At 68.3% G+C, this 24160-nt stretch carries 23 protein-coding genes; 12 read left to right on the forward strand and 11 right to left on the reverse strand.

The features are described 5' to 3' along the window. Positions 1-58: 58 nt before the first annotated feature. From IEQ11_RS25385 to IEQ11_RS25420, 8 genes are all read right to left on the reverse strand, one after another. Positions 59-1702, reverse strand: coding sequence for a M4 family metallopeptidase (locus IEQ11_RS25385; RefSeq protein ID WP_191822426.1), 1644 nt, complete (start codon positions 1700-1702; stop codon positions 59-61). Positions 1703-2099: 397 nt separating this feature from the next. After that, entirely contained in the window at positions 2100-3293 is a 1194-nt protein-coding gene (locus IEQ11_RS25390) for a glutathionylspermidine synthase family protein (protein WP_046658505.1), read from the reverse strand. Positions 3294-3381: 88 nt separating this feature from the next. After that, a complete protein-coding gene (locus IEQ11_RS25395) occupies positions 3382-4002 on the reverse strand; it encodes a DUF1190 domain-containing protein (protein WP_046658506.1) in 621 nt (206 codons plus the stop codon). An 8-nt stretch (positions 4003-4010) separates the two neighbouring features. After that, positions 4011-4418 carry a DUF350 domain-containing protein gene (locus IEQ11_RS25400; protein ID WP_036113111.1) on the reverse strand — a complete coding sequence of 136 codons (408 nt, stop codon included), beginning with the start codon at positions 4416-4418 and terminating at the stop codon, positions 4011-4013. Positions 4419-4482: 64 nt separating this feature from the next. After that, positions 4483-5151 carry a DUF2491 family protein gene (locus IEQ11_RS25405; RefSeq protein ID WP_191822425.1) on the reverse strand — a complete coding sequence of 223 codons (669 nt, stop codon included), beginning with the start codon at positions 5149-5151 and terminating at the stop codon, positions 4483-4485. Positions 5152-5272: 121 nt separating this feature from the next. Further along, positions 5273-6328, reverse strand: a complete 1056-nt coding sequence (locus IEQ11_RS25410; RefSeq protein ID WP_191822424.1) for a potassium channel family protein — start codon at positions 6326-6328, stop codon at positions 5273-5275. 476 nt (positions 6329-6804) lie between these two features. After that, the gene (locus IEQ11_RS25415) at positions 6805-7569 is read right to left on the reverse strand and encodes a PspA/IM30 family protein (RefSeq protein ID WP_036113120.1); all 765 of its coding nucleotides are present in this window, start codon (positions 7567-7569) and stop codon (positions 6805-6807) included. Further along, positions 7566-7982, reverse strand: coding sequence for a YjfI family protein (locus tag IEQ11_RS25420; protein WP_096417846.1), 417 nt, complete (start codon positions 7980-7982; stop codon positions 7566-7568). Before IEQ11_RS25420 ends, IEQ11_RS25415 begins: the two co-directional genes overlap by 4 nt. A gap of 449 nt (positions 7983-8431) precedes the next feature. Here IEQ11_RS25420 and IEQ11_RS25425 point away from each other — a divergent pair, with 449 nt between their 5' ends. The 10 genes from IEQ11_RS25425 to IEQ11_RS25470 all read left to right on the forward strand — a co-directional run bounded on the left by IEQ11_RS25425 (position 8432) and on the right by IEQ11_RS25470 (position 17589). Beyond that, positions 8432-8947, forward strand: coding sequence for a c-type cytochrome (locus IEQ11_RS25425; RefSeq protein ID WP_036113126.1), 516 nt, complete (start codon positions 8432-8434; stop codon positions 8945-8947). Positions 8948-9543: 596 nt separating this feature from the next. Further along, positions 9544-11340 carry an ExeM/NucH family extracellular endonuclease gene (locus IEQ11_RS25430; protein WP_191823880.1) on the forward strand — a complete coding sequence of 599 codons (1797 nt, stop codon included), beginning with the start codon at positions 9544-9546 and terminating at the stop codon, positions 11338-11340. A gap of 238 nt (positions 11341-11578) precedes the next feature. Then, positions 11579-12283: an alpha/beta hydrolase gene (locus IEQ11_RS25435; protein ID WP_191823881.1), complete on the forward strand. Its 705-nt coding sequence runs from the start codon at positions 11579-11581 to the stop codon at positions 12281-12283. A gap of 52 nt (positions 12284-12335) precedes the next feature. Further along, positions 12336-13415: a lysozyme inhibitor LprI family protein gene (locus tag IEQ11_RS25440; RefSeq protein WP_096417855.1), complete on the forward strand. Its 1080-nt coding sequence runs from the start codon at positions 12336-12338 to the stop codon at positions 13413-13415. Between the two features lie 35 nt (positions 13416-13450). Further along, entirely contained in the window at positions 13451-14533 is a 1083-nt protein-coding gene (gene zapE / locus IEQ11_RS25445) for a cell division protein ZapE (RefSeq protein WP_191823885.1), read from the forward strand. A gap of 474 nt (positions 14534-15007) precedes the next feature. Beyond that, the gene (locus IEQ11_RS25450) at positions 15008-15403 is read left to right on the forward strand and encodes an HU family DNA-binding protein (RefSeq protein ID WP_096417861.1); all 396 of its coding nucleotides are present in this window, start codon (positions 15008-15010) and stop codon (positions 15401-15403) included. 16 nt (positions 15404-15419) lie between these two features. Continuing rightward, complete coding sequence (locus IEQ11_RS25455) at positions 15420-15698, forward strand: hypothetical protein (protein ID WP_191823882.1); 279 nt, start codon at positions 15420-15422, stop codon at positions 15696-15698. A gap of 27 nt (positions 15699-15725) precedes the next feature. After that, positions 15726-16094, forward strand: a complete 369-nt coding sequence (locus tag IEQ11_RS25460; RefSeq protein WP_157754308.1) for a hypothetical protein — start codon at positions 15726-15728, stop codon at positions 16092-16094. Positions 16095-16241: 147 nt separating this feature from the next. Then, positions 16242-17048: an aminoglycoside phosphotransferase family protein gene (locus tag IEQ11_RS25465; protein ID WP_191823883.1), complete on the forward strand. Its 807-nt coding sequence runs from the start codon at positions 16242-16244 to the stop codon at positions 17046-17048. A gap of 37 nt (positions 17049-17085) precedes the next feature. After that, positions 17086-17589 (forward strand): hypothetical protein, encoded by a 504-nt coding sequence (locus tag IEQ11_RS25470; protein ID WP_191823884.1) that lies wholly within the window; start codon positions 17086-17088, stop codon positions 17587-17589. Positions 17590-18534: 945 nt separating this feature from the next. On the opposite strand, the gene IEQ11_RS25475 is transcribed toward IEQ11_RS25470, so the two are convergent. From IEQ11_RS25475 to IEQ11_RS25485, 3 genes are read right to left on the reverse strand one after another with little or no spacing between them, the layout of a single operon-like run. Further along, complete coding sequence (locus IEQ11_RS25475) at positions 18535-19947, reverse strand: efflux transporter outer membrane subunit (RefSeq protein WP_191822586.1); 1413 nt, start codon at positions 19945-19947, stop codon at positions 18535-18537. A gap of 38 nt (positions 19948-19985) precedes the next feature. Further along, on the reverse strand, positions 19986-21308 hold the full coding sequence (locus IEQ11_RS25480; protein ID WP_191822587.1) for an HlyD family secretion protein: 1323 nt from the start codon (positions 21306-21308) through the stop codon (positions 19986-19988). A gap of 15 nt (positions 21309-21323) precedes the next feature. Next, positions 21324-23000, reverse strand: a complete 1677-nt coding sequence (locus IEQ11_RS25485; RefSeq protein WP_082648828.1) for an efflux MFS transporter permease — start codon at positions 22998-23000, stop codon at positions 21324-21326. Here IEQ11_RS25485 and IEQ11_RS25490 point away from each other — a divergent pair. Next, entirely contained in the window at positions 22984-23277 is a 294-nt protein-coding gene (locus IEQ11_RS25490; RefSeq protein ID WP_191822588.1) for a hypothetical protein, read from the forward strand. The genes IEQ11_RS25485 and IEQ11_RS25490 overlap by 17 nt on opposite strands. Before the next feature lie 88 nt (positions 23278-23365). Next, positions 23366-23902 (forward strand): DUF2569 domain-containing protein, encoded by a 537-nt coding sequence (locus tag IEQ11_RS25495; protein ID WP_191822589.1) that lies wholly within the window; start codon positions 23366-23368, stop codon positions 23900-23902. Positions 23903-24160: the final 258 nt, after the last annotated feature.

A 24160-nucleotide genomic window follows, 5' to 3' on the forward strand; every position in this document is an offset into this window, starting at 1 on the left:
GCATGCGCCGCATGAGCGGCGCAGCGTGTAGCGATGCAGCTTGAAGCGATGCGGCCGATCAGTTGACCTTGACCGCGCTCCAGGCCCGCGCCACCGCGTTCTGCTCGGGCGAACCGTTGCCGTACAGCTCGCCCGCCGCCGCCAGCGTCGCCGCGCGCGCCTGCGGGTAGGTGGTGTTGGAGGTGAACTTGGCGGTGAGCGCGCGATACCAGATCTTGCCGGCCTTGTCGCGGCCGATCCCGGTCATGCCGGCGTCGCCGTTGCAGGCCATCTGCGCGGGGTTCAGACCGGTACCGGCCGGAGCGACCGAACCTTCGGCCAGGAAGTAGAAGAACAGGTTGCCCACGCCGGAGGTGTAATGCGGGTTGTGCGCGCCGTCGGACAGGGCGGGATCGAAACCGCCGGCGATGTAGCAGTTGAACGACTTGCCGTCGGCGGCCTGGTTGTACATGTCGCGGAAGGCCTTGCCGTCGGTGCGCATCTTCTCGCCGATGCGGTAGTCGCCCGGATCGCTGGCGTTGTTGGCGTAGAACTCGACCAGCGTGCCGATGATGTCGGACGCGGCTTCGTTGAGGCCGCCGGAATCGCCCGAGTACGCTAGCTTGGAGGTCGCCGCGGTCACGCCGTGGGTCATCTCGTGGCCGGCCACGTCGATGCCGACGATCGGGCCGTAGCCGCGCGCGGCATCGCCGTCGCCGTAGAACATGCTCTTGACCAGATCCACGTAGGCCGCGTTGGCGCCGCTGTTGGTGCCGCTGGAGGTCTTGAAGTTGGTGTGGGCGTAGCTCTTGATGCCCTTGCCGTCGCCGGCCAGGCCGGCGCGGCCATGCACGTTCTTGTAGTAATCCCAGGTCACGCCGACGCCGTAGTGGATGTCCACGCCGACGGTCGCGCGATCGCTGGTCGTGTTGTTGCCCCAGATGTTGTCGGTGTCGGTCATCAAGGTGGCGTTGGACGTCGTCGACAGGATGTCGAACAGGTTGGAGACGGCCGCGCCCTTGGCGTCGTACACGCTGCCGCTGCCGCGGGTGGTGTCGATCAGGTCGAACTTGGTCGCGCTCTTCTGATCGGTGGAGATGCTCATGGTGCCGTAGTACAGCGACTTGCCGGTGCCGGTCGCGGCGGCGGTCTGGATCTGGTCCTGCACGTCGAGCACCTTGCCGCTGGCCGCGTCGACGTAATAGGTCACCAGGCCCGAATGGCGGCTGTTGCCCTCGCCCTGCACGGTCACCTCATAGGCCAGCACCGGCTTGGCGCCGCGCGCGTAGACCACCGGCTCGTTGCCGCGCACCTGCTCGATGCGGCTGCCGAAGCGCGCGCCGGCCTCGACCGCGGCATCGTCCTTGCTGATGCGCGGGGTCAGCGACGGACGCTGCTTGCTGCGCAGGGTCAGCAGGGCCGAACGCAACTGGCCGCGCTGCGACTTGACCACCACGTCGCCGCCGATCACCCGCAGCCCGCGGAAGCTGCGGTCGAAGCGGACGTGCTCGGTGCCGTCGCGGTCGACGATGGCGTCGCGCGCATTGAAGCTGTCGTCGCTGTTGCCTTGCAACGCGTCGAGATGATTTGCAATCAGACCGCGGGCCTGGTTCATCGCCAAGGCCTTGCCGCTGTCGGCGGCGTGAACGGCGGGCGCCGCCAGCGCGGCGACCACGGCGAAACTCAGCACGGCGCGCTTGGGCAGATTGGAATGCAATGACATACGTGACTTCCCCTAAATGACATCGAAAGCCGAACGGATCGGCGGCGGACAGCGGCGGTGGCGTCGGCGCTGTGCGCATCCTCGATCGATAACGCAAGCCGCGGCATGCGTGAGCGAGGGGAAATCGGGGGTAAAAATGTGCGGCTACGCAGAGTTTCGCGAACTCTTGCAAGCGATGCATTTCGTTTGTGTACGAAGTATGTCCATGCCGCGACCACGGGCCGCGATCGTTCGTACTTGAGCGTATGGACGCATCGATGTGCATGCGCCGTCACTGCGATGTGACACCGATCGCGCGGATGGATCGACGCCATCCGGCGACGCGGGATCGGGCCGCATGCCTGAACTTATCCGAGCAACCCGCAGCGCGCGGCGCGCGCGATGCGGGCGATCGCGATCAGTCTTCGACGATCGCGTGCGGCATGAAGCGCGAGGTGTCCTGGGTGATCGGACTGGCGTCTTCGCGGATGCCCATGCCGGCGGCCTGGTCGGCGACGACCCAGCTGCCGATCAACGGATAATTCGCCGCGCCGTCGTCGCCGTCGAAACGCGGCAACGGATGGTGCGCCTGACGGATGGTCGGGCCGTCCTGATACGGGCCGTCGCTGCGCAGGCGTTCGCCGCTGGCGCTGACCAGTTCGATGTTGGCGCCTTCGCGCGAGAACAGCGGCTTGCGCACCCAGCCCGCGGCGAGCTCGGCGGTTTGCGCGGCGGCGTCCTCGAAATGCGCTTCGAGCAGATTCGGATGATCGCGATGGCGTTCCCACAGCAAGGGCAGCACGCCCTTGTTGCTGAGGATCGCCTTCCAGGCCGGCTCGATCAGCTGCACCTGCGAGGCGGCGAGCTTGGGGCCGTATTCCTCGACGAACATCCATTCCAGCGGATACAGCTTGAACAAGGTCTTGATGACGCGGTCGTCGCCGTCGGTGAACCAACCCTCCTTGCTCAGGCCGATGCCTTCGATGCTCAGCTCCAGCGTGTCCACGCCGGCCTGTTCGGCGCAGTCGCGCAGATAACGCACCGTGCCCTGGTCCTCGACCGAATCCTCGACCGCGGCGAAATGCACCGGCGTGGCGATGCGTTTTTCGCGCGACAAGGTCGCGAAGGTTTCGATCAGCAGTTCCTGGATGCGGTTGTACTGATCGCTGCCCTCGCCCAAAGCGCCGCGCGCGATGGCCTGCTCCAGCCACAGCCATTGGAAGTACGCCGCTTCGTACAGCGAGGTCGGCGTGTCGTAATTGAGTTCGTACAGCTTGGCCGGGCCGCGGCCGTCGTAGGCCAGGTCCATGCGCCCGTACAGATGCGGCTCGCGCTGACGCCACGAGGCGGCGATCCAGTCCCAGTAATCGGTCGGAATCGCCAGCCGGGTCAGCAGTTCTTCCGAACCGACCACTTCATCGACCAGCGCCATCGACATGTCGTGCAGCTCCTGGGTGGGCTGCTCGATGTCGTCCTCGATCTGGCGCAGGCCGAAGGCGTAGTACGCCGATTCGTCCCAATACGCTTCGCCGTCGATGGTGTGGAAGTGGAAACCCAGCGACTGGGCCTGTTCGCGCCAATCCGGGCGCGGGGTCGTGAGGATGCGTTTCATGCCGCTCCGATGAACACTGCGATCGCCGCGCGCCGAACGGTTCGGCGCGCGCGAGTACGACCTAGATGGGGCCGACCCCGGGGCCGAATCAACCGCCCCAGCTGCCGCCGCGACTGGAACCGCTGCTGCGGCTGCCGCCGAAGCCGCCGCGCGCGGCCGCGCTGGAGCCGAAACCGGCGCGCGAGACGGTCATCGCGCGCGCCGGCAATGCGGTATTGCCGTACTTGCCGTAGACCGTGCCGCTGCTCTTGCCGACCAGCTCGCCGCCCGGACGCAGATAGCCGCCGCTGCGGTAGTCGCGGTACAGCGGCGACACGCCGCCGATGCCGTAGTAGCCGCGCGGCTGCATCGCCTGGCTCAGCGCGTAGCCGATCAGGAAGCCCGACATCGAGGGCATGTAGCTGTGGCTGGTGGTGCTGGCGTTGGCGGCGACCGGCGCGGGCTGGCAGGCGCCGAACTGGTCGTTGCACTCTTTCTCGCTTTCGAAGCGCGGCGCGAGTTTTTCGTGCTCGACCAGCGCCTGCTGGTAAGCCTTCTCGCATTCGGCCGGCGAGATCTCGGTCTGCGCCGCGCAATCCTCGCGCGAGGTCAGCACCTTGCCGCTGGGTTCGTCGTCGCCGCAGCCGGTCAACACCGCCGGCACCGACACCGCCATCAACACCAGCCGCAGCTGGCGCGAACGTTTGCTGTTGCGATCGTGGACAGTCATGGCGGCGCTCACGGGGTCATGGCGGCGGCGTTGATCAGGCCGACGCTGACCGATACGCCGGCCGAGAAGATGCCGGCGGCGGTCTGGTTGAGGGTGATCTGCTGCGACAGCTTGGGCGCGACCAGGCGCGCGAGCAGGAACGCGACCGCCTGCACCACCACCGACACCGCGCCCCAGATCGCCGCGTCGATCAGGCTGACCGAGTTGGAGATCGCCGAATGCAACGGCAGGGCCAGGCCGATCAGGGTGCCGGCGAACGCGGTCGCCGCGGCGCTGTTGCCTTCGCGGATCAGGCTCAGCTCGCGGTGCGGGGTGATCAGCACCAGGGCGAGCGCGGCCAGCACCAGCACGCCGATGCCGATGCCGGCGTAGGCGAGGAAGTTGAGGAAGCTGTGGGCGGTGATCGGGGCGTCCATGGAGAGAGTCCTTGCGGCGGAGTGATGCGGTGGAAGCGTTCGCGCTGAAGCAGCGCGCGGGCGCTCAGGTGATGTCGAGATCGGCCGTGGTCAGGTCGATGCCGATCGCATAGGTAACCACGAACTCGCTCGGACCGTAGTCCTCGGCGGTGACCAGCAGGAATTCCTCGCGGTCCAGTTCGGGCACTTCGCGCCGGTACAGCATGGCGTAGTGGGTCAGGTCGTCGTCGCGGCGCGGCGGGTCGTGGCGGTACAGCACTTCGTCGTAGATCACCGGCGGCGCCTTGCCGCCGGTGCCGAGCTGGTCGCCGAATTCGCGATACCAGGTGCGCCCGGCGTAGTCGATCCGGTCGGCGCCCAGGTGCGGATGCTCGTGGATGAAACGCTTGAATTCGGCCTGATTGGCCGGGTTCACGGTTTCCTGGAACACGAACGCCTTGATCCCCTCGACCTGGCCGCTGGCGGTGCTGACCTGCAGATACGCGTCTTCGTCCAGATAGAAACGGTGCAGCGCGTGGCCGCCGCCCAGGTCGATGTGGCCGTAGCACGGGATGCCCTGGTGGCCTTCGGGCAGGCGCAGCGTCCACGCCTGCGGATGGGCGCGGAACGGCAGGGTGTCGAACGCGACCCGGCCGTTGATGCGCAGGCCCAGCGGCAATTCGTGCGCGAACGGCAGCGTCGCCGTCTGCGATGTCTGCTTCTTGCCGCCGAACAATCCGTCCAACCAACCCATTGCGTTTACCTCGTCAGGCTTTGAATCGATTCGCTTGCGACCGGTTCGTTATCGATCGACCCACATTGCATCAGCGTTGCGCCGGAGCGTATTCAATCGGGTCGTACTCCATCGCGCGGCTTCAAACCGCGGCCGCCGCGAGCGAGGCCCACGGCACCCGCGCGCTGTCGATGCGCGCGTCGGCAAGGTAATACAACAAAGTACCCGCCGCGATCTCGTCATGATCGGGCGGATTGAGCACCGGCGCGGCGGTGCGGCCGTCGCGGTAGCCGATCCACAGCGCCGACTGGGCGCGAAACGCGGCCGCGAGCCGGCCGGCGCGCACCGGCGCGGCATCGGCCGGCACCTGCAAACTGAATTGGGTCGGGCCGCCCGCGCCGAGCCATTCGCCGGCGACCAGCGAACTGCCGGCGTCCTGCGCGGCGCGCGCGATCACGTCCACGTGCAGCGGCCGGGTGCATTCGACATGCGGGTAGTGGCTGCGCACCAGTTGCGCGACCGCCGCGGATTCGAAATGCGCGACCACGTGCGCGCCGGGCTTGTGCGCCATCAGCGCGAACACCGCCGCCAGCGAGCGATCGTCGTGGTCGGTGTGGACGATCACCCGCGCGGCCTGGGCGATCGCGGCGCGCGGGTACTCGTTGCAATCGGCGTAGGACTCCACCACGACGAAGCGGATCTGCTCGGGCAGCGGGTTCTCGCTCAGGCCCTCGGCGATCAGCACGATGCCTTCGTCGTCGGTGTGGGTGTCGGCCAGCAGCAGTTGCACCAGCCGCTGGGTTTCGCGGCCGTGCCAGCCGATCAGCACGGTGTGGCCGTGCATGTCCTCGTAGCTCATCTTGCCCACCTGATGGCGCTTCCAGAAATTGAGCAGGCCGGCGCTGGTCTTGGCCAGCACCGAGGCGAACAGCGCGATCGCGCCGGGCATCACGAACAGCGCCGCCGCCCAGCGTCCGGCCGGCGTGCCCGGCGACAGGTCGCCGTAGCCGATCGTGCTGGCGGTGGTCATGTAGTAGTAGACGAACGAATCCCAGCCCAGCAGCTTGTCTTCGCCGGCCCAGGCCAGCAGCAGCCAGGTGCCGGTCATGTGCAGCACCAGCGCGGCGGCGACCACGCCCCAGCTGATCCGGCGCAGATGGCCGCGCAGGCTGCGAAAGAGTTTGCCGATTACGATCATGTCAGCCGGTTCGCCTGGTTACGTCCATGCCACGCGGCTTGAAGCCGATGATGCTGGGGGTGTTGCGGGTGGTGGTGTCGTGCTTGGTCGTGGTTCTTGTATTGGTGTGGCGTTGGCTACTGAATTGCTTGTACGGGTTGCGTTGCGTGCTGCGTATTTTCAAACCAACCGCGATCTTTCACGCCGTCATTCCCGCGAAGGCGGGCTCTGCCTTACTTCGGCGTAGCCGAATATCCAGGGCCTTTCGTGCGAGAACCTTTGAAGTCGCTGGATTCCCGCGTTCGCGGGAATGACGGTCTGGAAGGATGGCGCTGAAGTCTCTGGATTCCCGCCTTCGCGGGAATGACGAGCAAGAGCAATGGGAACGGCAAGGGCAAGAACAACGGTAAGAGCAACGGCAACAACGCAAACGCCCTGCAAAAGCCCGGTCCCGCACCCGCGGCGGCCATCGACCGCCGCAGGCCCGCGAGCCGCCGTTACTCCTTGCGCTCGACCTTGTCGGTTTCCTTCACTTCCACCGCCGGCAACGACAGCGGCTCGTGGCTGAGCTGCTGCACCGGCTTCTCGCGGAAGCGCTCGAGGATGTTCTCGACGCTGGTCGATTCCGGCAGCAGGCCGGCGTTGGCCAGCTTGGCGTTGAGATCGCCGTCGCCGCTTTCCGATTCCAGCTGCGCGGCGGCTTGCAGGCGCGCGCCGCGCTCGGCCTGACGGGTCTGGATGCGTTCGAGCGAATCCAGCGCGGTGGTGACCTTGCCGGTGGCGCCGGAATGACGCGCGGCGACCGCGGTCTGGGCGCGCTGCACCGCCTCGGTGGCCTTGACCGTGTCGACCTGCTGCTTGACCCGCGCCAGCTTGCGCTCGGTGGCGGTGATCGCGGTCTTGAGCTGGTTGATGCTGGCGTCGTAGCTGTTGATCGCCTGCTCGTCGTTCTTCAGGTCGGTCTCGACCACCGCCAGGCGCTCGGCGACTTCGCGCGCCAGGGCCTCGTCGCCCTTGCGCAGCGCGCCGGCGATGTAGGTCTCGTACTCGGCCTTCTTGGCGAAACGGTCCTTGCTGCGGTTGGCCTGCAGCTGACGCTGCGCCATCACCTTGGTCAGCTCTTCCTTGGAACGGATCAGCTCGGTGCCGGCGTCGCGAATTTCCTGGTCGAGGATCTTCAGCGCATTGGCGTCGACGACGGCCTGACCGGCCTCGTGCGCGGTGCCGCGGAACAGGGTCAGGATTTTCTGCAGGATGCTCATGCGGTCACCAGATAGGACTTGAGGGCTTCCACCGCGTCGATCGCGTTGTCGGCCAGGGTGCGGATTTCCAGCTCGATCTGCTCGGCGGTGGAATCGGGCGCCATTTCGCCGAACACGATGTAGACGTCGCGTTCGTTGATCGTGGTCAGGCCCAGGTTGGACAGCGGGTTGATCGGGTTCAGGCGCAGGCAGGCTTCGTTGAAACCGGCCGCGTCGCGGACCTGACCGGCCTCGACCAGCGGGGTAGAGACGAAGATCTCGCGATCGGTCAGGGCGATGGTGATGCCCAGGTCGCCGCTGTCGGGCAGGGTCACCTGGATCGCGCCGTCGGCGGTCGGCACTTCTTCGACGTGCTCGGCGCCGAAGGAAGCGCCCAGGCGGGTCAACAGTTCTTGTGTGGTCCAGCGGGACATAGGTCGGTCCTTGAAGGGAAAGGCTGACAGGCGCGGGGGCGTCCGGATCGCGGGGCGCGGCGGCGGGCGCCGTCGCGGCTCCGGCGATCATCGTCCGTGACCGAGCTCATGGATCGCAAAGGTTATAGGGGCGGGCGGCGGGCGGCGCAAGGCGCATAGGTCGCAAGTCATGGGCGCGCGATCGCGCGCGAGCCCTGCGCCGGCTGCGTTTGCGGCCGATCCGGTGGCGCGCGGCGGCGCGCGTCGCGGTCCAGCCCGCGCGGCGCGCGCTTGAGCTAAACTGTCGGGCGGAACTACCCACCGGCATTCCCGGCCCGTGGCCCCTGCCCCAGCGCAGACGGCCGACGGCGTCGTCCCGGCGGGTCCGTGCAGCGGCCGCGCCGATCCCCGGTAGCGGCCTCGTCGATGGCTCTATGTGCCCCGGACGGGGTACACGCAATAGGTGGATCGTGCGCAATTACGACCTCGAATTCCTGAAGAAATTCTCGATGGTGATCGGCTTTCTCATGCTGGTGACCCTCGGCCTGATGATCGCGGCCTACTTCGTCCACAAGCAGTTGCCGCAGGAAATCGATCCGCGCGCGGCCAAGCGCACCGAAAACCGGATCGGTCCGGTCGGCGCGGTCTACGCCGGCGCGACCGGCGCGGCCTCGCAGCAGGCCGCGGTCGCCGCGGCGGCGGCCAAGGCCGCCTCGCAGGTCGCCTACGACGGCACCCTCGACGGCAAGGTGATCTTCGACAACCTGTGCGCGGGCTGCCACAAGTCCGGCGCCGGCGGCGCTCCGACCCTGGACGCCTCGCACTGGGCCGCGCGCATCCCGAAGGGCAAGGACACCTTGCACAAGCACGCGCTGGAAGGCTTCACCGGCACCAGCGGCGTGATGCCGCCGAAGGGCGGCAACCCGGCCCTGAGCGCGCAGCAGGTCGCCGCGACGGTCGACTGGATGCTCGACAACATCAAGTAAGCGCGGCGCTTTCAGCGCTTGCCGGCTTGCAACGACGCCGCCTTCGGGCGGCGTTTTTGTTTTGGGGATTGGGGATTGGGGATTGGGGATTGGGGATTGGGGATTGGGGATTGGGGATTGGGGATCGGGGATCGGGGATCGGGGATCGGGAATCGGGAATCGGGAATCGGGAATCGGGAATCGGGAATCGGGAATCGGGAATCGGGAATCGGGAATCGTAAAAAGGCTCCGGTCGCCATGCTTTCGCCGCAAGGGGTTCCCCCCTTTGCAAAAGAGGGGCCAGGGGGATTCGCTTTTGCTCTTGATTCGCTGCGATCTGTGGCTAAAAGCGAATCCCCCTGCCCCCCTTTTCCAAAGGGGGGAACAGCAAAAGCGGCAAGTGCTTGCCTGTTAGCTCCTCACCGCCTTCTCCTTTCTCCCCGTCTCCCCTTCTCCGCGCTTCCCGCTTCCCGCTTCCCGCTTCCCGCTTCCGCCAGTCTTCATGTCGACGGCCGCCGGTACTCGCCACCACCACCCATCCAGCCGCCACACAACACACGCGACAGCGCCACATGGCTGCGGATAATGGCCGTTCCAACGCCCAGCCCGAGTCCGCCATGACGCGATTCCGCCCCGCCCTCGCCTTCGCGCCCTGCCTGCTGCTCGCGGCCTGCGCCACCGCACCGCGCGCCGAGCGCGCCGAAGGGACGCTCGCGATCGGCGCGGTCCAGGGCCACGGCGCGGCCAGTGCGCTGGTCGGGCAGACGGTCACGATCGAAGGCCGGGTCACGCTCGCGCGCGCCGGCGCGGACGCGGCGCCGGGCTGGGTCGTGCAGGACGGCGGCGACGGCGATCCGGCCAGCTCCGATGCGATCTGGGTCACCGGTGCGGCCGCCGCGAGCCTCACGCCCGATCAGCTGGTGCGCATTACCGGCCGGGTCCGCGAGGCCGCGGTCGACAGCGGCCGCCGCAGCCCGCCGCGCACGCTCACCGCGATCGACGCCGAACGGATCGAACCGTCGACCTCGCGCGCGCAGCGCAAGGCCCTGGCCGCGATCGCGCCGGTCGCGATCGACGCCGCGCCCGACTGGTCGCGCCTGGAAGGCATGCGCGTACGCATCGCCGCGCCGCTGACCCTGGGCGAACGCGATCCGAAGACCCACACCCTCAGCGCATCCTTCGACGGCCCGCTGTGGCAACCCGGCGAACGCGCCGCACCCGGCAGCGACGCGGCGCGCGCGATCGCGAGCGACAACGAACGCCGTCGCCTGGTGCTCAGCGGCGACGCCACCACCCTCACCACCGCCGCATTCGCCGCGCGCAGCGGCAGCCGGCTCGACGCGGTCGACGGCATCGCCTGGCCGGTCGGCGGCCACGACGGCATCGTCCTCACCGCCGCGCCGACGCTGCAGCCCGCGCCGCGCCCGCAGGCGCCGCAAGTCGCCGGCGACCTGCGCATCTCCGCGTTCAATCTGGAGAACCTGTTCAACGGCGACGGCCGCGGCGGCGGTTTTCCGACCCCGCGCGGCGCGCGCACCCAGGCCGAGTACCACGCCCAGTTGGCTAAACTGGTCGAGACCATCCACACCCTCAACCCCGACGTGGCCGCGTTGATGGAGCTGGAGAACGACGGTTACGGCCCCGACTCGACCCTGGCCGATCTGGTCGCCGCGCTCGACCGCGCCGACGCGGCCGACGGCGGCGCGCAGGATTGGCGCTTCGCCGCGCCGTGCAAGCAACCGTGTGCGGCCGGCGTCAAAGGCCCGGGCGACGACCAGATCCGCGTCGGACTGATCTACCGCGGCCAGCGCGTGGCCGCGCGCGGCCTGGCGGCGACCTTGCAGCAAGGCCCGTTCGGCCCGCTCGCGCGCGTGCCGATGGCGCAGGCGTTCACCGCGCTCGGCGCCGGCAAGCGCCCTGGGCCTGCCTTCGTCGTGGTCGCCAACCATTTCAAGTCCAAGGGCTGCGGCAAGAACGCGGCGGGCCTGGACAAGGACCAGGGCGACGGCGCGTCGTGCTGGAATGCCGCGCGCACCGATTCGGCGCAGCGTCTGGACGCGTGGCTCAAGACCGACCCGACCGGCAGCCGCGGCGATCTGACGATGATCGTCGGCGATCTCAACGCGCACGCGCAGGAGCAACCGCTGCGCACGCTGTACACGGCCGGCTGGCTGGATGCGTTCGCGGTGGCCAAGGTCGAGGCGCCGTATAGCTATGTCTACGACGGCGAACTGGGCCGGCTCGATCACGCCCTGCTGTCGCCGTCGCTGGCCGCGCGGCTGCGCGGCGCGGCCGAGTGGCATACCAATGCCGACGAACCCGAGCAGGCGGGCTATCGCGACGGCGGTGCGGGGCCGTGGCGCAGTTCGGATCACGATCCGGTGCTGCTCGGGTTCGACTTGATGCCGCGTTGAGCGATGCGGGGCAGGTTCGACGCGATCGGGTCGAACCGTCCGCGCAACACACCGAGACGGGCGATGTCTGGCGCGCGCGGAAAGTCCGGCCCCGACGCGCTGCGATCCGCCGTCCTCGAAATCCGATGGCGACGCGCGGCCCGCGACCGCTGTACTCGGCCTGTCCGCACGCGCCGCCCAGGCGCGCGCAACACACCGTCGTAACACCGCGCTCACCGCGCCCCGTATCATGCCGGGCATGAGCACCCCCGCCTTTCCCAGCGACGCTTCCACCGCGCTGAGCCTGCCCGGTCCGGCCGGCGCGATCGAGATGATCGTCGAGGCCGCCGAAGCGACGCCGCGGCCGATCGTGGCCATCGTCTGCCATCCGCTGCCGACCGAGGGCGGGACCATGCACAACAAGGTCGTCACCATGACCGCGCGCGCCCTGCGCGAATGCGGCGCGGCGACGGTGCGCTTCAACTTCCGCGGCACCGGCGCGTCGCAAGGCGAGTTCGACCAGGGCGAGGGCGAAGGCGACGACCTGCGCGCGGTCGCCGCCTGGGTGCGCGCGACGCGTCCGGACGCTCAGCTGTGGCTGGCCGGTTTCAGCTTCGGCGCCTACGTCTCGCTGCGCATGGCCGATGAGTTACAGCCCAAGCTGCTGATCTCGATCGCGCCGCCGGCCGGACGCTGGGACTTCGACCGGATCGCGCCGCCCAGCGGTTATCCGTGGATCGTGATCCAGGGCGAAGCCGACGAGATCGTCGATCCGCAGGCGGTCTACGCCTGGCTCGACGGCCTGCGCCAGCCGCCCGAACTGGTGCGCATGCCCGATACCAGCCACTTCTTCCATCGCCGCCTGATCGACCTGCGCGGCGCGATCAAGCATTCGGTCCGCCCGCATCTGCCGCCGGAGACCGCGGCGAGTCCCGCGGCCGATTCCGCGGCCGACCCGGCCTGATCCGCTGCGCCATCACCGTCATCACCGCATTGCCTCCACAGGATTCCCCACGATGCGCCACGCCCTGAGCCTCGCGCTGCTGTCGCTGTGCGCCAGCCTGGTCGCGACCGGCTGGTCCGGCGACGCCGCGGCCGCCGGCATCGCCTGCGCCAAGGCCGCCAGCAAGAACGAACGCGCGATCTGCGCCGACCCGGTGCTCGGCCGTCGCGACGGCGAACTCGCCCAGGCCTATCGCGCCGCGCTCAAGGCCAGCGCCTACGGCGGCCAGTTGAAGAAAGACCAGCTCGCCTGGATCAAGGAACGCGACCGCTGCGACGGCCAGGTGCGCTGTCTGCGCATGGCCTATGTCGAACGCCTGACCGAACTGCAACCGGCCGCGATCGCCGGCAAATTCCAGTGGGACGGCGACTGGACCCGCAGCGACGGCGGCGCCACGCTCAACCTCAAGTCGCTGGGCGGCGACAAATACCAGATCGAACTGCAGGCCAGCTCCGGCGCCAACACCGGCCTGCTGTCGGGCCGCGCGCGCGCGGTCAACGACAACGAAATGGTCTACAAGGGCAAGACCGGCGCCGACGGCGACAACAGCCGCTGCGAGCTGACCTTCCATCGTTTCCACCGCCAACTGCAGATCGAACAGCAGCACACCAGCAACGACTGCGGCGCCGGCCTGGGCGTGCATTTCAGCGGCCGCTACCTGCCCGGCCTGGGCGAGGCGGTCGCGACCACCCAATGGAACCTGCTCGATCTGGGTCTGTTGCTCAAGCCCGAGGACGACGCCAGCCTGCGCCGCCTGCTCGGCGACGATTACGATCTGCTGGTCGAACGCCTGGACGTGATCGACACCCGCGCCGATCAGGAAGGCCTCGATGCCACCGTCACCAACGGCTACGTGCGCGGCCTGGCCAGCGACATGCGCGCGCTGCTGATCCAGAGCGCCGACGGCGGCAAGTTCTGGGTCGCGATCCGCGCCCAGGACAAGCAGGGCAAGCCCGAACTGCGCTACTACAGCAACGACCCGGCCTGGACCGCGAAACTGCCGCGGACCATCGACACCTGGTCCGACGGCTACCAGGAACACCCGCCGGTGCGGCTGATGTCGGCCGGCGGCCGCGTGCTGCGTTCGCCATGAGTCAGACCGCCGCGCACCCCGCCGATGCAACCGCGATGACGCCGTCGCAGGCCTATGCCGCCGGTGTCGCCCGCGGCGACTGGAGCGACGATCCGGCCCAGCACCCGGCCCTGCGCGAACTCGACCGCATCCACGCCGGCGTGCTCGATCCGCCCAGCCAGAGCCTGTTCGACCGTCTGCGCGGCAAGCCGCGCGAAGGCGTGCGCGGGCTGTACCTGTGGGGCGGCGTGGGCCGCGGCAAGACCTTCCTGATCGACCTGTTCTACGAACACCTGCCGATCGCCGAGAAGCGCCGCACCCACTTCCACCGCTTCATGCGCGAGGTGCATGCGCAGTTGCGCAACCACGCCGGCGAGAGCGACCCGCTGGCCAAGATCGTGCGCGAATGGCGCGACCAGCTGCGCGTGCTCGTGCTCGACGAGTTCTTCGTGATCGACATCGGCGACGCGATGCTGCTCGGACGCCTGCTCGACCGCATGTTCGCCGAGGGCGTGACCCTGGTGACCACCTCCAACACTCAGCCGGCCAATCTGTACGCCGACGGCCTGCAGCGCGACCGCTTCAAGCCGGCGATCGAGCTGATCGGGCGCCACTGCGAAACCGTGCTGCTCGACAGCGCCCAGGACTACCGCCTGCGCGCGCTGACCCGTTCGCCGGTCTACCGCGCGCCGCTGGACGCGCAATCCGACGCCTGGCTGGCCGGGCGCTGGAAGGAACTGGCCGCCGGTTGCGCGAGCGCGAGCGGCCCGCTGCGCATCGAAGGCCGCGACATCCCGGTGCGCGCGCTGGCCGACGGCCACGCCTGGTTCGATTTCGCCGCATTGTGCGAAGGCCCGCGCGCGGCCAGCGACTACATCGAGATCGCGACCGAGTACCACACCGTGCTGCTCGGCGGCATTCCGCGCTTTCCCGGCGGAATTCACGACGACGCCGCGCGCCGCTTCATCAACCTCATCGACGAGTTCTACGACCGTCACGTCAACCTGGTGTGCACCGCCGACGAGGCGCCGACCGGCCTGTACCAGGGCCATCGCCTCGCCGCCGCGTTCGAGCGCACCGCCTCGCGCCTGATCGAGATGCAGTCGGCCGAATACTTGGCGCTGGAGCATCGCGGCTGAGGCCGCGCACGGTCCGATCACACGGTCGATCACGATCGCGCGGCGCCGCTGGGCACATCCGTGCTGCGCATCGCAACTCGCGCGAGCACCGGTTCGCGCGCGCATGCCGCTATCGGCCACACCGCGACTGAACGCCGCGCCGGCGCGGCGCGCGCCGCGCCCGGACCGTCGCCGCGCGCGGCCCACTCGCGCGCAAACCGGCGCTGCGCCGCGACACGAAAGCACAAATACCCTGTTTTTCAGGGTTTTTTCTCGCCCGCGACGAATCCGCGCGCGACCGCTGGGATGCGCCTAAACCTTCATTCGCAAGGGATTTTCCGGCCGCGATGCGCGCGCGGACCGGCGCGCAACTGAAAAACAGCCACTATTTGCATCGAAAACTCTTGGCGGCGCGTCGAGCTTGCCCTACATTCCGCCTTGCCGAGGGGTTATCCAGGCAACCCATCCATCCAACGAGTCTTACCGGAAAAAACTATGGCTACGAAAAAACCCGCTGCAAAGAAGAAGGCCGCTCCGAAGGCTGCTCCGAAGGCCGCCGCCAAGCCGGCCGCTCCGAAGCCGATCAAGGAAGTGCTGAGCAAGTCCGCTCTGGTCGCTCACCTGGCCGAAACCACCGGTGTCGTCGCCAAGGACATCCGTTCGATCCTCGGCGCGCTCGAAGGCGCCGTGCATGCCTCGATCAACAAGAAGGGCGCGGGCGCTTTCACCCTGCCGGGCCTGCTGAAGATCACCGCCGTCAGCGTGCCGGCCAAGCCGAAGCGCAAGGGCATCAACCCGTTCACCAAGGAAGAGCAGTGGTTCGCCGCCAAGCCGGCCACGGTGAAGGTCAAGGTCCGTCCGCTCAAGAAGTTGAAGGACGCCGCGGCCTGATGACCGCTGGTGCGGCGTGCCCTGGGCCGCCGCATCGCTCCGCTTCGCCGGACGCCGCCTTCGGGCGGCGTTCTGCTGTTCGGCGATCGCTTCGGGCGATCGGTTGCGGACGGCCCGCATCGCGAGCATCGGGCTGATCGCGCCGCGCGTCGCGCCATCCGCGGCGACCCGTCCGCTGTTTGCGCGATCGGTTTGTAGAAGCATCGGCGGCAATATGAAAAGCCTGAATGCGTCAGCCGCGCGCCGCATTCAGCAGGCGCGGTTTCGATGTGCGGCGGTGTGCGCCATGGCATAGTGCGCACACTTGTTCTGGAGCAGTACCGTGGATCCGATCAGCCTGGAAGAACTGGCGTTGCTGGACGTGTTGCAACGCATCGATCAGGGTCAGCCGCTGACCCGGCATTCGCGGGCGCTGCACGATCGGTTGATCTCCACTGCCCTGGTCGAGGTGGGCCTGATCGTTCCGGGCGAAGAACCCGGTCTGCAGCTGACCGACGCCGGCGTGGAGCGCTGCAAGTCGCTGCGTCACCGCGTCGCCGCCGATACCGAGGCCTTGCAGGTGCTGCGAGAACGCGAAGAGGCCGGCGCGCCGTCGCCGGCGCAGACCGATGTCGCGCGCGGCGGCTTGAGCCAGATCGGCCGCGGCGATGATGCCGATTCGGTGACGATCGATCTGTCCCAGGCCGGTTGATCGGGCCGATCGGGCCGACCGCTTGATCGCGTCGCCGCGACGCATACGCCCCCATCCAAGCCGATCCACTCGCCACACCGCGTCGGCTTGCATCGCGCGCGTCGATCCCGATATCGGGAGATTCCGACCGCGAATCCACGCCCACGCATGACGCCGTTCGATCGCCATCTCACTGCCTGGAAGCTCGTGCCCGACGGCGCGCCGATCCACACCCACAGCAGCGACCTGCTGCCGGTGCGGCGCGATGGCGAAGCGGCGATGCTGAAGATCCCGCGCGACGCCGAGGAAAAATTCGGCGCGCTGATGATGCGCTGGTGGGACGGCGACGGCGCCGCGCGCGTGCTGGCCTTCGATGAGGACGCGTTGCTGATCGAACGCGCCTGCGGCCCGCGTTCGCTGAGCCACATGGCGCGCAACGGCCGCGACCAGGACGCCACCCGCATCCTGTGCGAGACCATCAACCGCCTGCACGCGCCGCGCGCCGCGCCGCCGCCGTCCGAACTGGCGCCGCTGACCCAGTGGTTCGCCGATCTGGACACCTATGCGCGCAGCCACGGCGGCGTGCTGGCGCGCTGCTGGCAGATCGCCCAGGAACTGCTCGCGCAGCCGCGCGAGGTGCGTCCGCTGCACGCCGACATCCATCACGAAAACGTGCTCGACGCCGGTCCGGGGCGCGGCTGGATCGCGATCGATCCCAAGCGCGTGATCGGCGAGCGCGGCTACGACTTCGCCAATCTGTTCACCGACCCCGATGCGGACACCGCGCTGGCGCCGGGCCAGTTCGAACGCCGGCTGGACGATGTGGTCAAGTACGGGCGGATCGAACGGCGGCGTCTGCTGCAATGGATCGTCGCGTATCAGGGGCTGTCGGCGGCGTGGTTCCTCAGCGACGAGGAGGAACCGGCAAAGGAGTTCGCGATCATCGGCATGGCGCTGGCGCAGCTGGATCGGTGATCATCGTGCGACCGATCGCGCGATGGAGAGCGCTCCGATGACCCGAACCCGTACCTGGTGCCTGCTCGCGCTCGCACTGATCATGCCGCTCGCGCACGCCGCCGACCATTGCCGCGCCGGCGAGGTCGCGTATTTCGCCTGCCAGACCCGCGCCAAGAAGCTGATCTCGCTGTGCGGCACCGCCGCCGGCAAGACGCCGAGCGCGCTGCATTACCGCTTCGGCCCGCCGGGCAAGGTCGAACTGGAATATCCTTCGGCGAGCGCCGCCGATTCGCTCGCGCGGTTTTCCTACAACGAGTACACGCGGGCGATGACGTATTACGTCGACATCGGCTTCGCCAACGGCGGCTATCGTTATGCCTTGTTCAAGCGCTACGACGGCACCGAATCGCCGGTCACCGATTACGGCATCAGCGTGACCGCGCCGGATGGGCGCGACACCACCATCGAATGCGTCGGCAAGACCACCCAGCGCTTGCCCGAGCTCGCGCCGGTTCTGCATTGCGACAAGGAGCATGCGTTCGGCTGTCCCGGTGGCTGATCGCGCACGGCGATCTTGCGCGATGTGCCTCGCTTGAGATCTTTGTGCGGCAAGATCCTACAGGTAGTCAATACGGATTTCGCTTGAGCCTGAAGCCGCGCATTTCATCCAGCGCTGCGAAGTCGCTGACTCGCGTTAGCAAAAGCACACCCGTAGGGCGGCGCACATGGATGTGCGCCGTGCGCCACCGAGACAGGATGTCTCGTGTGGCGCATGCCTGCGTCTGCGCCGAACTTGCGGGCCCTTGATTTAAAGAAAAGCGTTTTTCTTTGGTTACCTTTTGACCGAAGGGAATCCAGGCGGACTTTTGTCGCTTTAGACAAAAGAAAGTAACTCGGCCGCTTGCGGACGAAAGCTGTTGATCTTGCCTCTGGCTTCAAAGCTCTAGGGCTTTAAAGCTCTAGAGCTTCAAAGCTGCGAGCAGGATCAAAAGCTTCCGCCACTAAAGCGGCGGGTCACTTTCTTTTGTCTAAAGCAACAAAAGAAAGGTAACCAAAGAAAAATGCTTTGTTGTGAATCAAGAGCCCGCGCGTGCGGTGCAGACGCAGGCATGCGCCACACGAGACATCCTGTCTCGGTGGCGCACGGCGCACATCCATGTGCGCCGCCCTACGGGTGTGCTCTTGTTCTCGCGAGCTCCGAGCTTCGCAGCGCTGGATGAACTGCGCCACTTCACACCCGAGCCGAATCTATATGGCCTACCTGTAGGAGCGGCGCAAGCCGCGACCGCGGGAAAACAACCACATCGCAAGCCGCGTCGTCGTAACGGCGCAGGGCGGCGAAGCCCGTGCTATTCCCGGGCCACGCGCTGAATGCAATTTCGGGTGTCCGATCCGAACAATCGCAATTCAATAACGCAGCGAAAAAGAACCACGAACCACCCAATCAACACCACCCACCTCCCGCAAGCGATGTCCAAACCGGTGTCAGCGTCGCGGCGAAGTTTCAACGCTCCGCCGCGGCCTCCCAGCCGCCGCCCAGCGCCTTGTACAGATTCACCTCGGCGGTCAGCGCATCGCCCTGCAGTTGCAGCACGGTGAGTTCGGCGTTGAACAGGTTGCGCTGCGCATCGAGTTCTTCCAGGTACGAAGCGTAGCCTTCGTTGTAACGGTTGTGGGCGATCCGCAGCGCCTCGCTCAGCGCTTGCCGCTGCTGCTGCGCCTGCTCGCGCTGTTCGCGCAGTTGCGCGATCGCGGCCAGCGCGTCCTCGACTTCGGCGAACGCGGTCAGCACGGTCTTCTGATAACCCAGCACGGCCTGGTCGCGGCGCGCGGCGCCGGCCTGGACCTGCGCGCGCAGGCGGCCGTGATTGAACAGCGGCGCGAGCACGCTGCCGCCGACGCTCCACAAGCGGATCGGATCGCCGCGCAGCAGGCTGGAATCGAGGCTGCCGAGCGATCCGGTCAATCGCAACGACGGCAACAGTTGCGCGCGCGCCGCGTCCAGGCTGCTGTCGGCCGCGGCGATCTGCGCCTCGGCTTGGGCGATGTCGGGACGTCGGCGCAGCAGTTGCGAGGGCACGCCGGCTGCGGGCAGCGCGGGTGCGGCGATTTCGTCCAGCGCGCGCCCGCGCGGCACCGCCTCGGGCGCGCGGCCGAGCAGCACCGACAAGGCGTCCTCCTGGCGCCGGATCGCCAACCGCAGCTGCGGCACGACCTGCGCGGTGGCGCGGTATTCGGCCTGCGCCTGGGCCAGTTCCAGGCGCGAGCTGTAACCGGTGTCGAAGCGGCGCTGGGCGACCTTGAGCGCGCCTTCGCGCGACACCAGCGTGCGTTGCGCGACCTCCAAGCGCGCATCGCTCGCACGCAGCCCCAGATAGGCCGACGCGACCGCGGCGGCGACGCTGAGCCGCACGCTGTCGGCGCCGGTCTGGCTGGCCAGCAGGTTGGCGCGCGCGGCGTCGGTCAATGCGTCGAGCCGACCCCACAGGTCGACTTCATAAGCGGCCTGGAACTGCGGCTGGCTGACGTCGGAGATGTTGGCGCGACCGGTCGCGGCGCTGACGCTGCGCGAGCGTTGCGCGCTCGCGGTCAGATCAAGCGTCGGCCATTGCGCCGCGCCCTGCGCGTCGAGCAGCGCGCGCGCCTCGGCGACGCGCGCGGCGGCCAGGCGCAGGTCGGTGTTGCCGGCCAGCGCGGTGTCGACCAACTGGCTCAGCACCGGATCGTTGTAACCGCGCCACCAGTCGCGCTGCACCGCGATGCCGGCGCCGGGTGCGTCGCGCCAGGCCGGCGGCGGTTCGACCGTGCTCGGCGGCGGCGCGACGGTGACGCAGGCGGCGAGCGCGCTGACCGCCAACGCGAGCGCGGCGATGCGCAGCGAAGCGATCGGCAACGCGCCGTATCGTGTGCTGGCCATGCGGGGGATCGCAACGCGCGGCATCGGCAGGCGCAGGCTCATCGCGCCGGGTCCGTCGCGTTGGACGGCGGCGTGGGCGACGCTTGCGCAGACGGTGCAGGCGACGTGGTCGGTTGCGAAGCCGGAGCGTGCGAGGGTTCGTTGCGCGCATTGTTCGCCGGCGCAGCAGTGCTTGCATCCGGCGCCGAACCCGGGTTCGAGCCCGCGCTTTGTTCAGTCGATGCATTCACGGGCGCCGCATTCGCCGCACCACCCGCATCGCGCGCCGCATTCGCCGCCGCGGCCTGTTCGTCGCGACGCACCGCGTCTTCGTCGATCGCGCTCGCGGTATCGACCGTGGCTTCCACCGACATGCCCGGGCGCAGGCGCGCGGCCAGCTCCTGATCGGCGTCGATCGCGATCCGCACCGGCAACCGCTGCGCGACCTTGGTGAAATTGCCGGTGGCGTTGTCGGTCTTGATCACGCTGAATTCCGACCCCGTCGCCGGCGACAGGCGTTCGACATGCCCATGCAACACCGCGCCATCGAGCGCATCGACCCGAAACGAGGCGGCCTGTCCAGGCTTGATCCGCGCGGTCTGCGATTCCTTGAAGTTCGCCACCACCCACACCCGCGACGGCACCAGCTGCATCAACTGGGTGCCGGGGGTGACGTACTGGCCCAGGCGCACGCCGATCTCGCCGAGCTGGCCGTCCTGCGGCGCATGGATGCGGGTATTGGCCAGATCGATTTCGGCCAGCCGCAACGCGGCTTCGGCGTTGGCGACCGCGGCGGTCAACGCGTCGCGGTTGACGATCACCGAACGCACATCTTCATCGGCCGAACGCCGCGCGGCCTGCGCCTGACCCAGGCCGGCCTCGGCCTGACGCAACGCGGCGAGGGTCTGGTCGCGTTCGCGCAAGGACAGCGAGCCGTCGCCGACCAGCGCGCTGGCGCGGCGCATGTCGGCCTGGGCGCGGGCGAGGTTGGCCTGCGCGGCGGCGAGCTGGGCCTCGACGTTGGCGACCGCGGCTTCGCGTACGCGCCGGGCCTGGGTCGAGTTGGACAGATTCGCCTGCTGCGCGGCCAGATTGGCGCGCGCCTGATCGACCCGCTGGCGGTAGTTGCGATCGTCGAGTTCGACCAGCACCTGCCCGGCCTTGACCCGCATGTAGTCCTGTACCCGCACCTGGGCGACGTAGCCGTCGACCTTAGGCGCGACCACGGTGACGCTGCCGCGCACGTAGGCGTTCTCGGTGGTCTGGCGCGCGCTGGAGAACGGCCACAGCCGCCACGCGTACAGGATCAGCAGCACGCCGACGATCGCGATCACGATCGCGGGGATGGTGGCTTTGGACTTGAAGGGCGTCTTCAAAGGCATGGGGCGTCCTTCGGATCAGGGGCGGGCGGGAGCCGCTGGCGGGGATTGGATCGCAACGGCCGTGGTGGGCGCGTCGTCGGGTGGATCGGCGGGCGCGGGCGCGGCGGCGGGCGGGCCGAACGGGCCGGGCACTTGCGAGGCGAAACTCACCACGGTGTGGCCGCGCCGCCACAGCTGCCAGCGCATCAGCATGGCCCACACCAGCACCAGCGCGGCCAGCCACGCCACCGCCAGGAACACGTCGTTGTAGGCCAGCACCCACGACTCGCGGGTGACCTGCTGGCTCAGCGAGGTCAGCGCCTGATTGCCGCGCGCGGCCGGATCGCCGACCACCCGCGCGACCGCGCCGCCGAGCTGCTGGGTGCGCAGCACCACCTGCGGATCGCCGAGGCTGAGCTGGTTCATCAGGTGCTGGTAATGCGCGGTCTGTTGCCGGGCGAGGTAGGTGCCGAGCACGGCCGAGCCGAGCAGGCCGCCGAGCGCGTTGGTGGTGCTGAACAAGACGATGAAGGTAACCAGGTTGCGCACGCCGTCGGCGACCACCCGCACCAGCGCGAGCAGGATCGAACTGGCCAGGAACATCGATGCGGCCATCGCGATCAGGGTCTGGGTGATGTAGAAATTCGCCGGCCGGGTCAGGTTGGTCGCATGCGAATCGATGTAGGCGCACACCCCGACGATCGCCACCGCGATCAGCCCGAGCATGTCGAAGCGCTGCTTGGGCAGAAACGGCAGGGTCACCACGAAGCCGCCGACCGTGCCGATCAACACCAGCCAGAACAGGGTGTGCATCTGGTCGTTGAGCAGGCCGAGCACGTTGAGCAGGCCGACCGCGCCGACCGATTGCTCCGACAGCACCATGCGCGACAACACGATCGCCAGCCCCAGCCGCACCATGTAGCCGCCGTGCAGCAGCCAGCGGATGTTGACCATCGGCCTGGAGCGGTTCATCTCGATCACCACGAACGCGCCGGCGCAGATCACCGCCACCACCAGGCATTGGCCCAGCCACGGCGTGTCCAGCCACCAGCGCAGGCGGCCCTGGGTCAGCACCACGCAGACCAGCGCGATCGCGCTGGCGTACAGCGGGAAACTGGCGATGTCCCAGCGGTCGAACATGTTCTGGCGCGGCACCGGGGTGACCCGCAGCAGGTTGATCGCGGCCAGGCAGGCCAGCGCCAGGCCCAGTTCGAACATCACGATGCCGTGCCACTGCGCGTTGAGCAGCAGGCTCTCGGCGATGATCCGCGAGATCGGCGCGCCGGTCTGCAACGCGGCGAAGCCGAACATCAGGCCGATCACTTTCTTCGGCCCGGCGAACACCTCGGCCATGTACAGCACGGTCAGCGAACTCAGCGGCGCCGCGGCGATGCCGAGCGCGGCGCGCGCGGCGATCGCCGAGTCCAGGTCGTTGGCGAGCAGATGCACCACCGCGGCGACCACGAACAGGCCAATGCCCAGGTCGGCGAACAGGCGCAGGCCGTAGTGCAGACGGAACTTGGTCAGCAGCAGGCTGGCCGGGATGTTGGTGGCGAAGTAGGCGGTCAGCAGCCAGGTCGCCTCGGCGCTGGTCGCGCCGAGCGCGCCCTGCACCTGCTGCAGGTTGGACGCGACCAGGTTCATGCCCAGGCTCTGGGTCAGGCCGAGCAGCAGCGAGATCGAGACGAACCCGGCGATGCGCCAGCGCGACATCGGCGCGGGCGCGGCGGGTGGACCGGCGGGCGGCGAAGCGTCGGTCGGCGGCGCCGGGCCCGTGGCGGCCGACGGCGCGCTCGCGGGCGGCGCGGCGTCAGCGGCGGACGGCGAAGAGCTGGTGGCGGAGGTGCTGGCCATGGATCGAGGCACGCGGCTCCGGCGGGTTGCAGGCGTTAGTAGGCAACAGCGAGCGGTCAAGGATCAAGCGCGCGCGTGTCGGTTGGGCTGTCCCATTACGCCGGAATACTGCGCCGCGTGCGTCGGCGGGATGTGATGCGGCGCTTAGTTCGCTATCGTGCGCGGATCGTTGTCGCGACCGGGTTCAGGGGGAAACCGGCGCAGGCGCGATCCATGGAATCCGCATGAACATCGAAGAAGATCCGTACCGCCGGCCGGAACCCGCGCCGCGCGGCGCCCTGGAGCTGGGCGACGGACCGCTGGAGTTCTCGACCTCGCGCAGCGAGCGCAATTCCGGGCCGAAGGGGCTCGGCGGTTGGCTGATCGTGGTGGCCATCGTGATGTTCTGGGCGCTGCTGAGCTTGCTGGGCACAATGGGCCTCACATCCAGCCAACTGGCCGCGCTGGACCCGGGCGACGCGCTGCGCGCGCCCTTGCGCGTACGCATGGCCGCCGATGGCCTGTTGATCGCGCTGAACATCGTCGCCATCGCGCTGTTCTTCATGAAGTCGCGATGGTTTCCGCGGGTGTTCATCGCCTGGTTGGCGCTGGGTGCCCTGGCGGGCGTCGTGGTATTCGTGCTGGCGCGCCAGACCGCCGGTATCGCACCCGAATACTCGTACCGATTCGGCGGCGCCATGGTGAGTGCGTTGTTCTACGGTGGGGTCTGGATCGCCTACACGATCATGTCGGATCGGGTGAAGAACACGTTCGGTTCCTGAAACCGTCTCGGGATTCGTCGGCGATTGGCGCAAGCTTCGCCACGCCGATCGTTCGCGAGCAGTGTCGGGATGCGTGTCGGCCGTTTGAACGATCGCGGTTCGCGAGCGACGTTCGTGACATCCGGCGAGCGTCGTGGTTGTGAGGTCGCGGTCGCGGCTCGCGCCGCTCCTACAGGGGCAGTCGACGGTCACGGTAGCTACCTGTAGGAGCGGCGCAAGCCGCGACCGCGACACCACACACACGTCGCGACCTCGATG

The sequence above is a fragment of the Lysobacter capsici genome, from assembly GCF_014779555.2.
Classification (GTDB): Bacteria; Pseudomonadota; Gammaproteobacteria; order Xanthomonadales; family Xanthomonadaceae; genus Lysobacter; species Lysobacter capsici.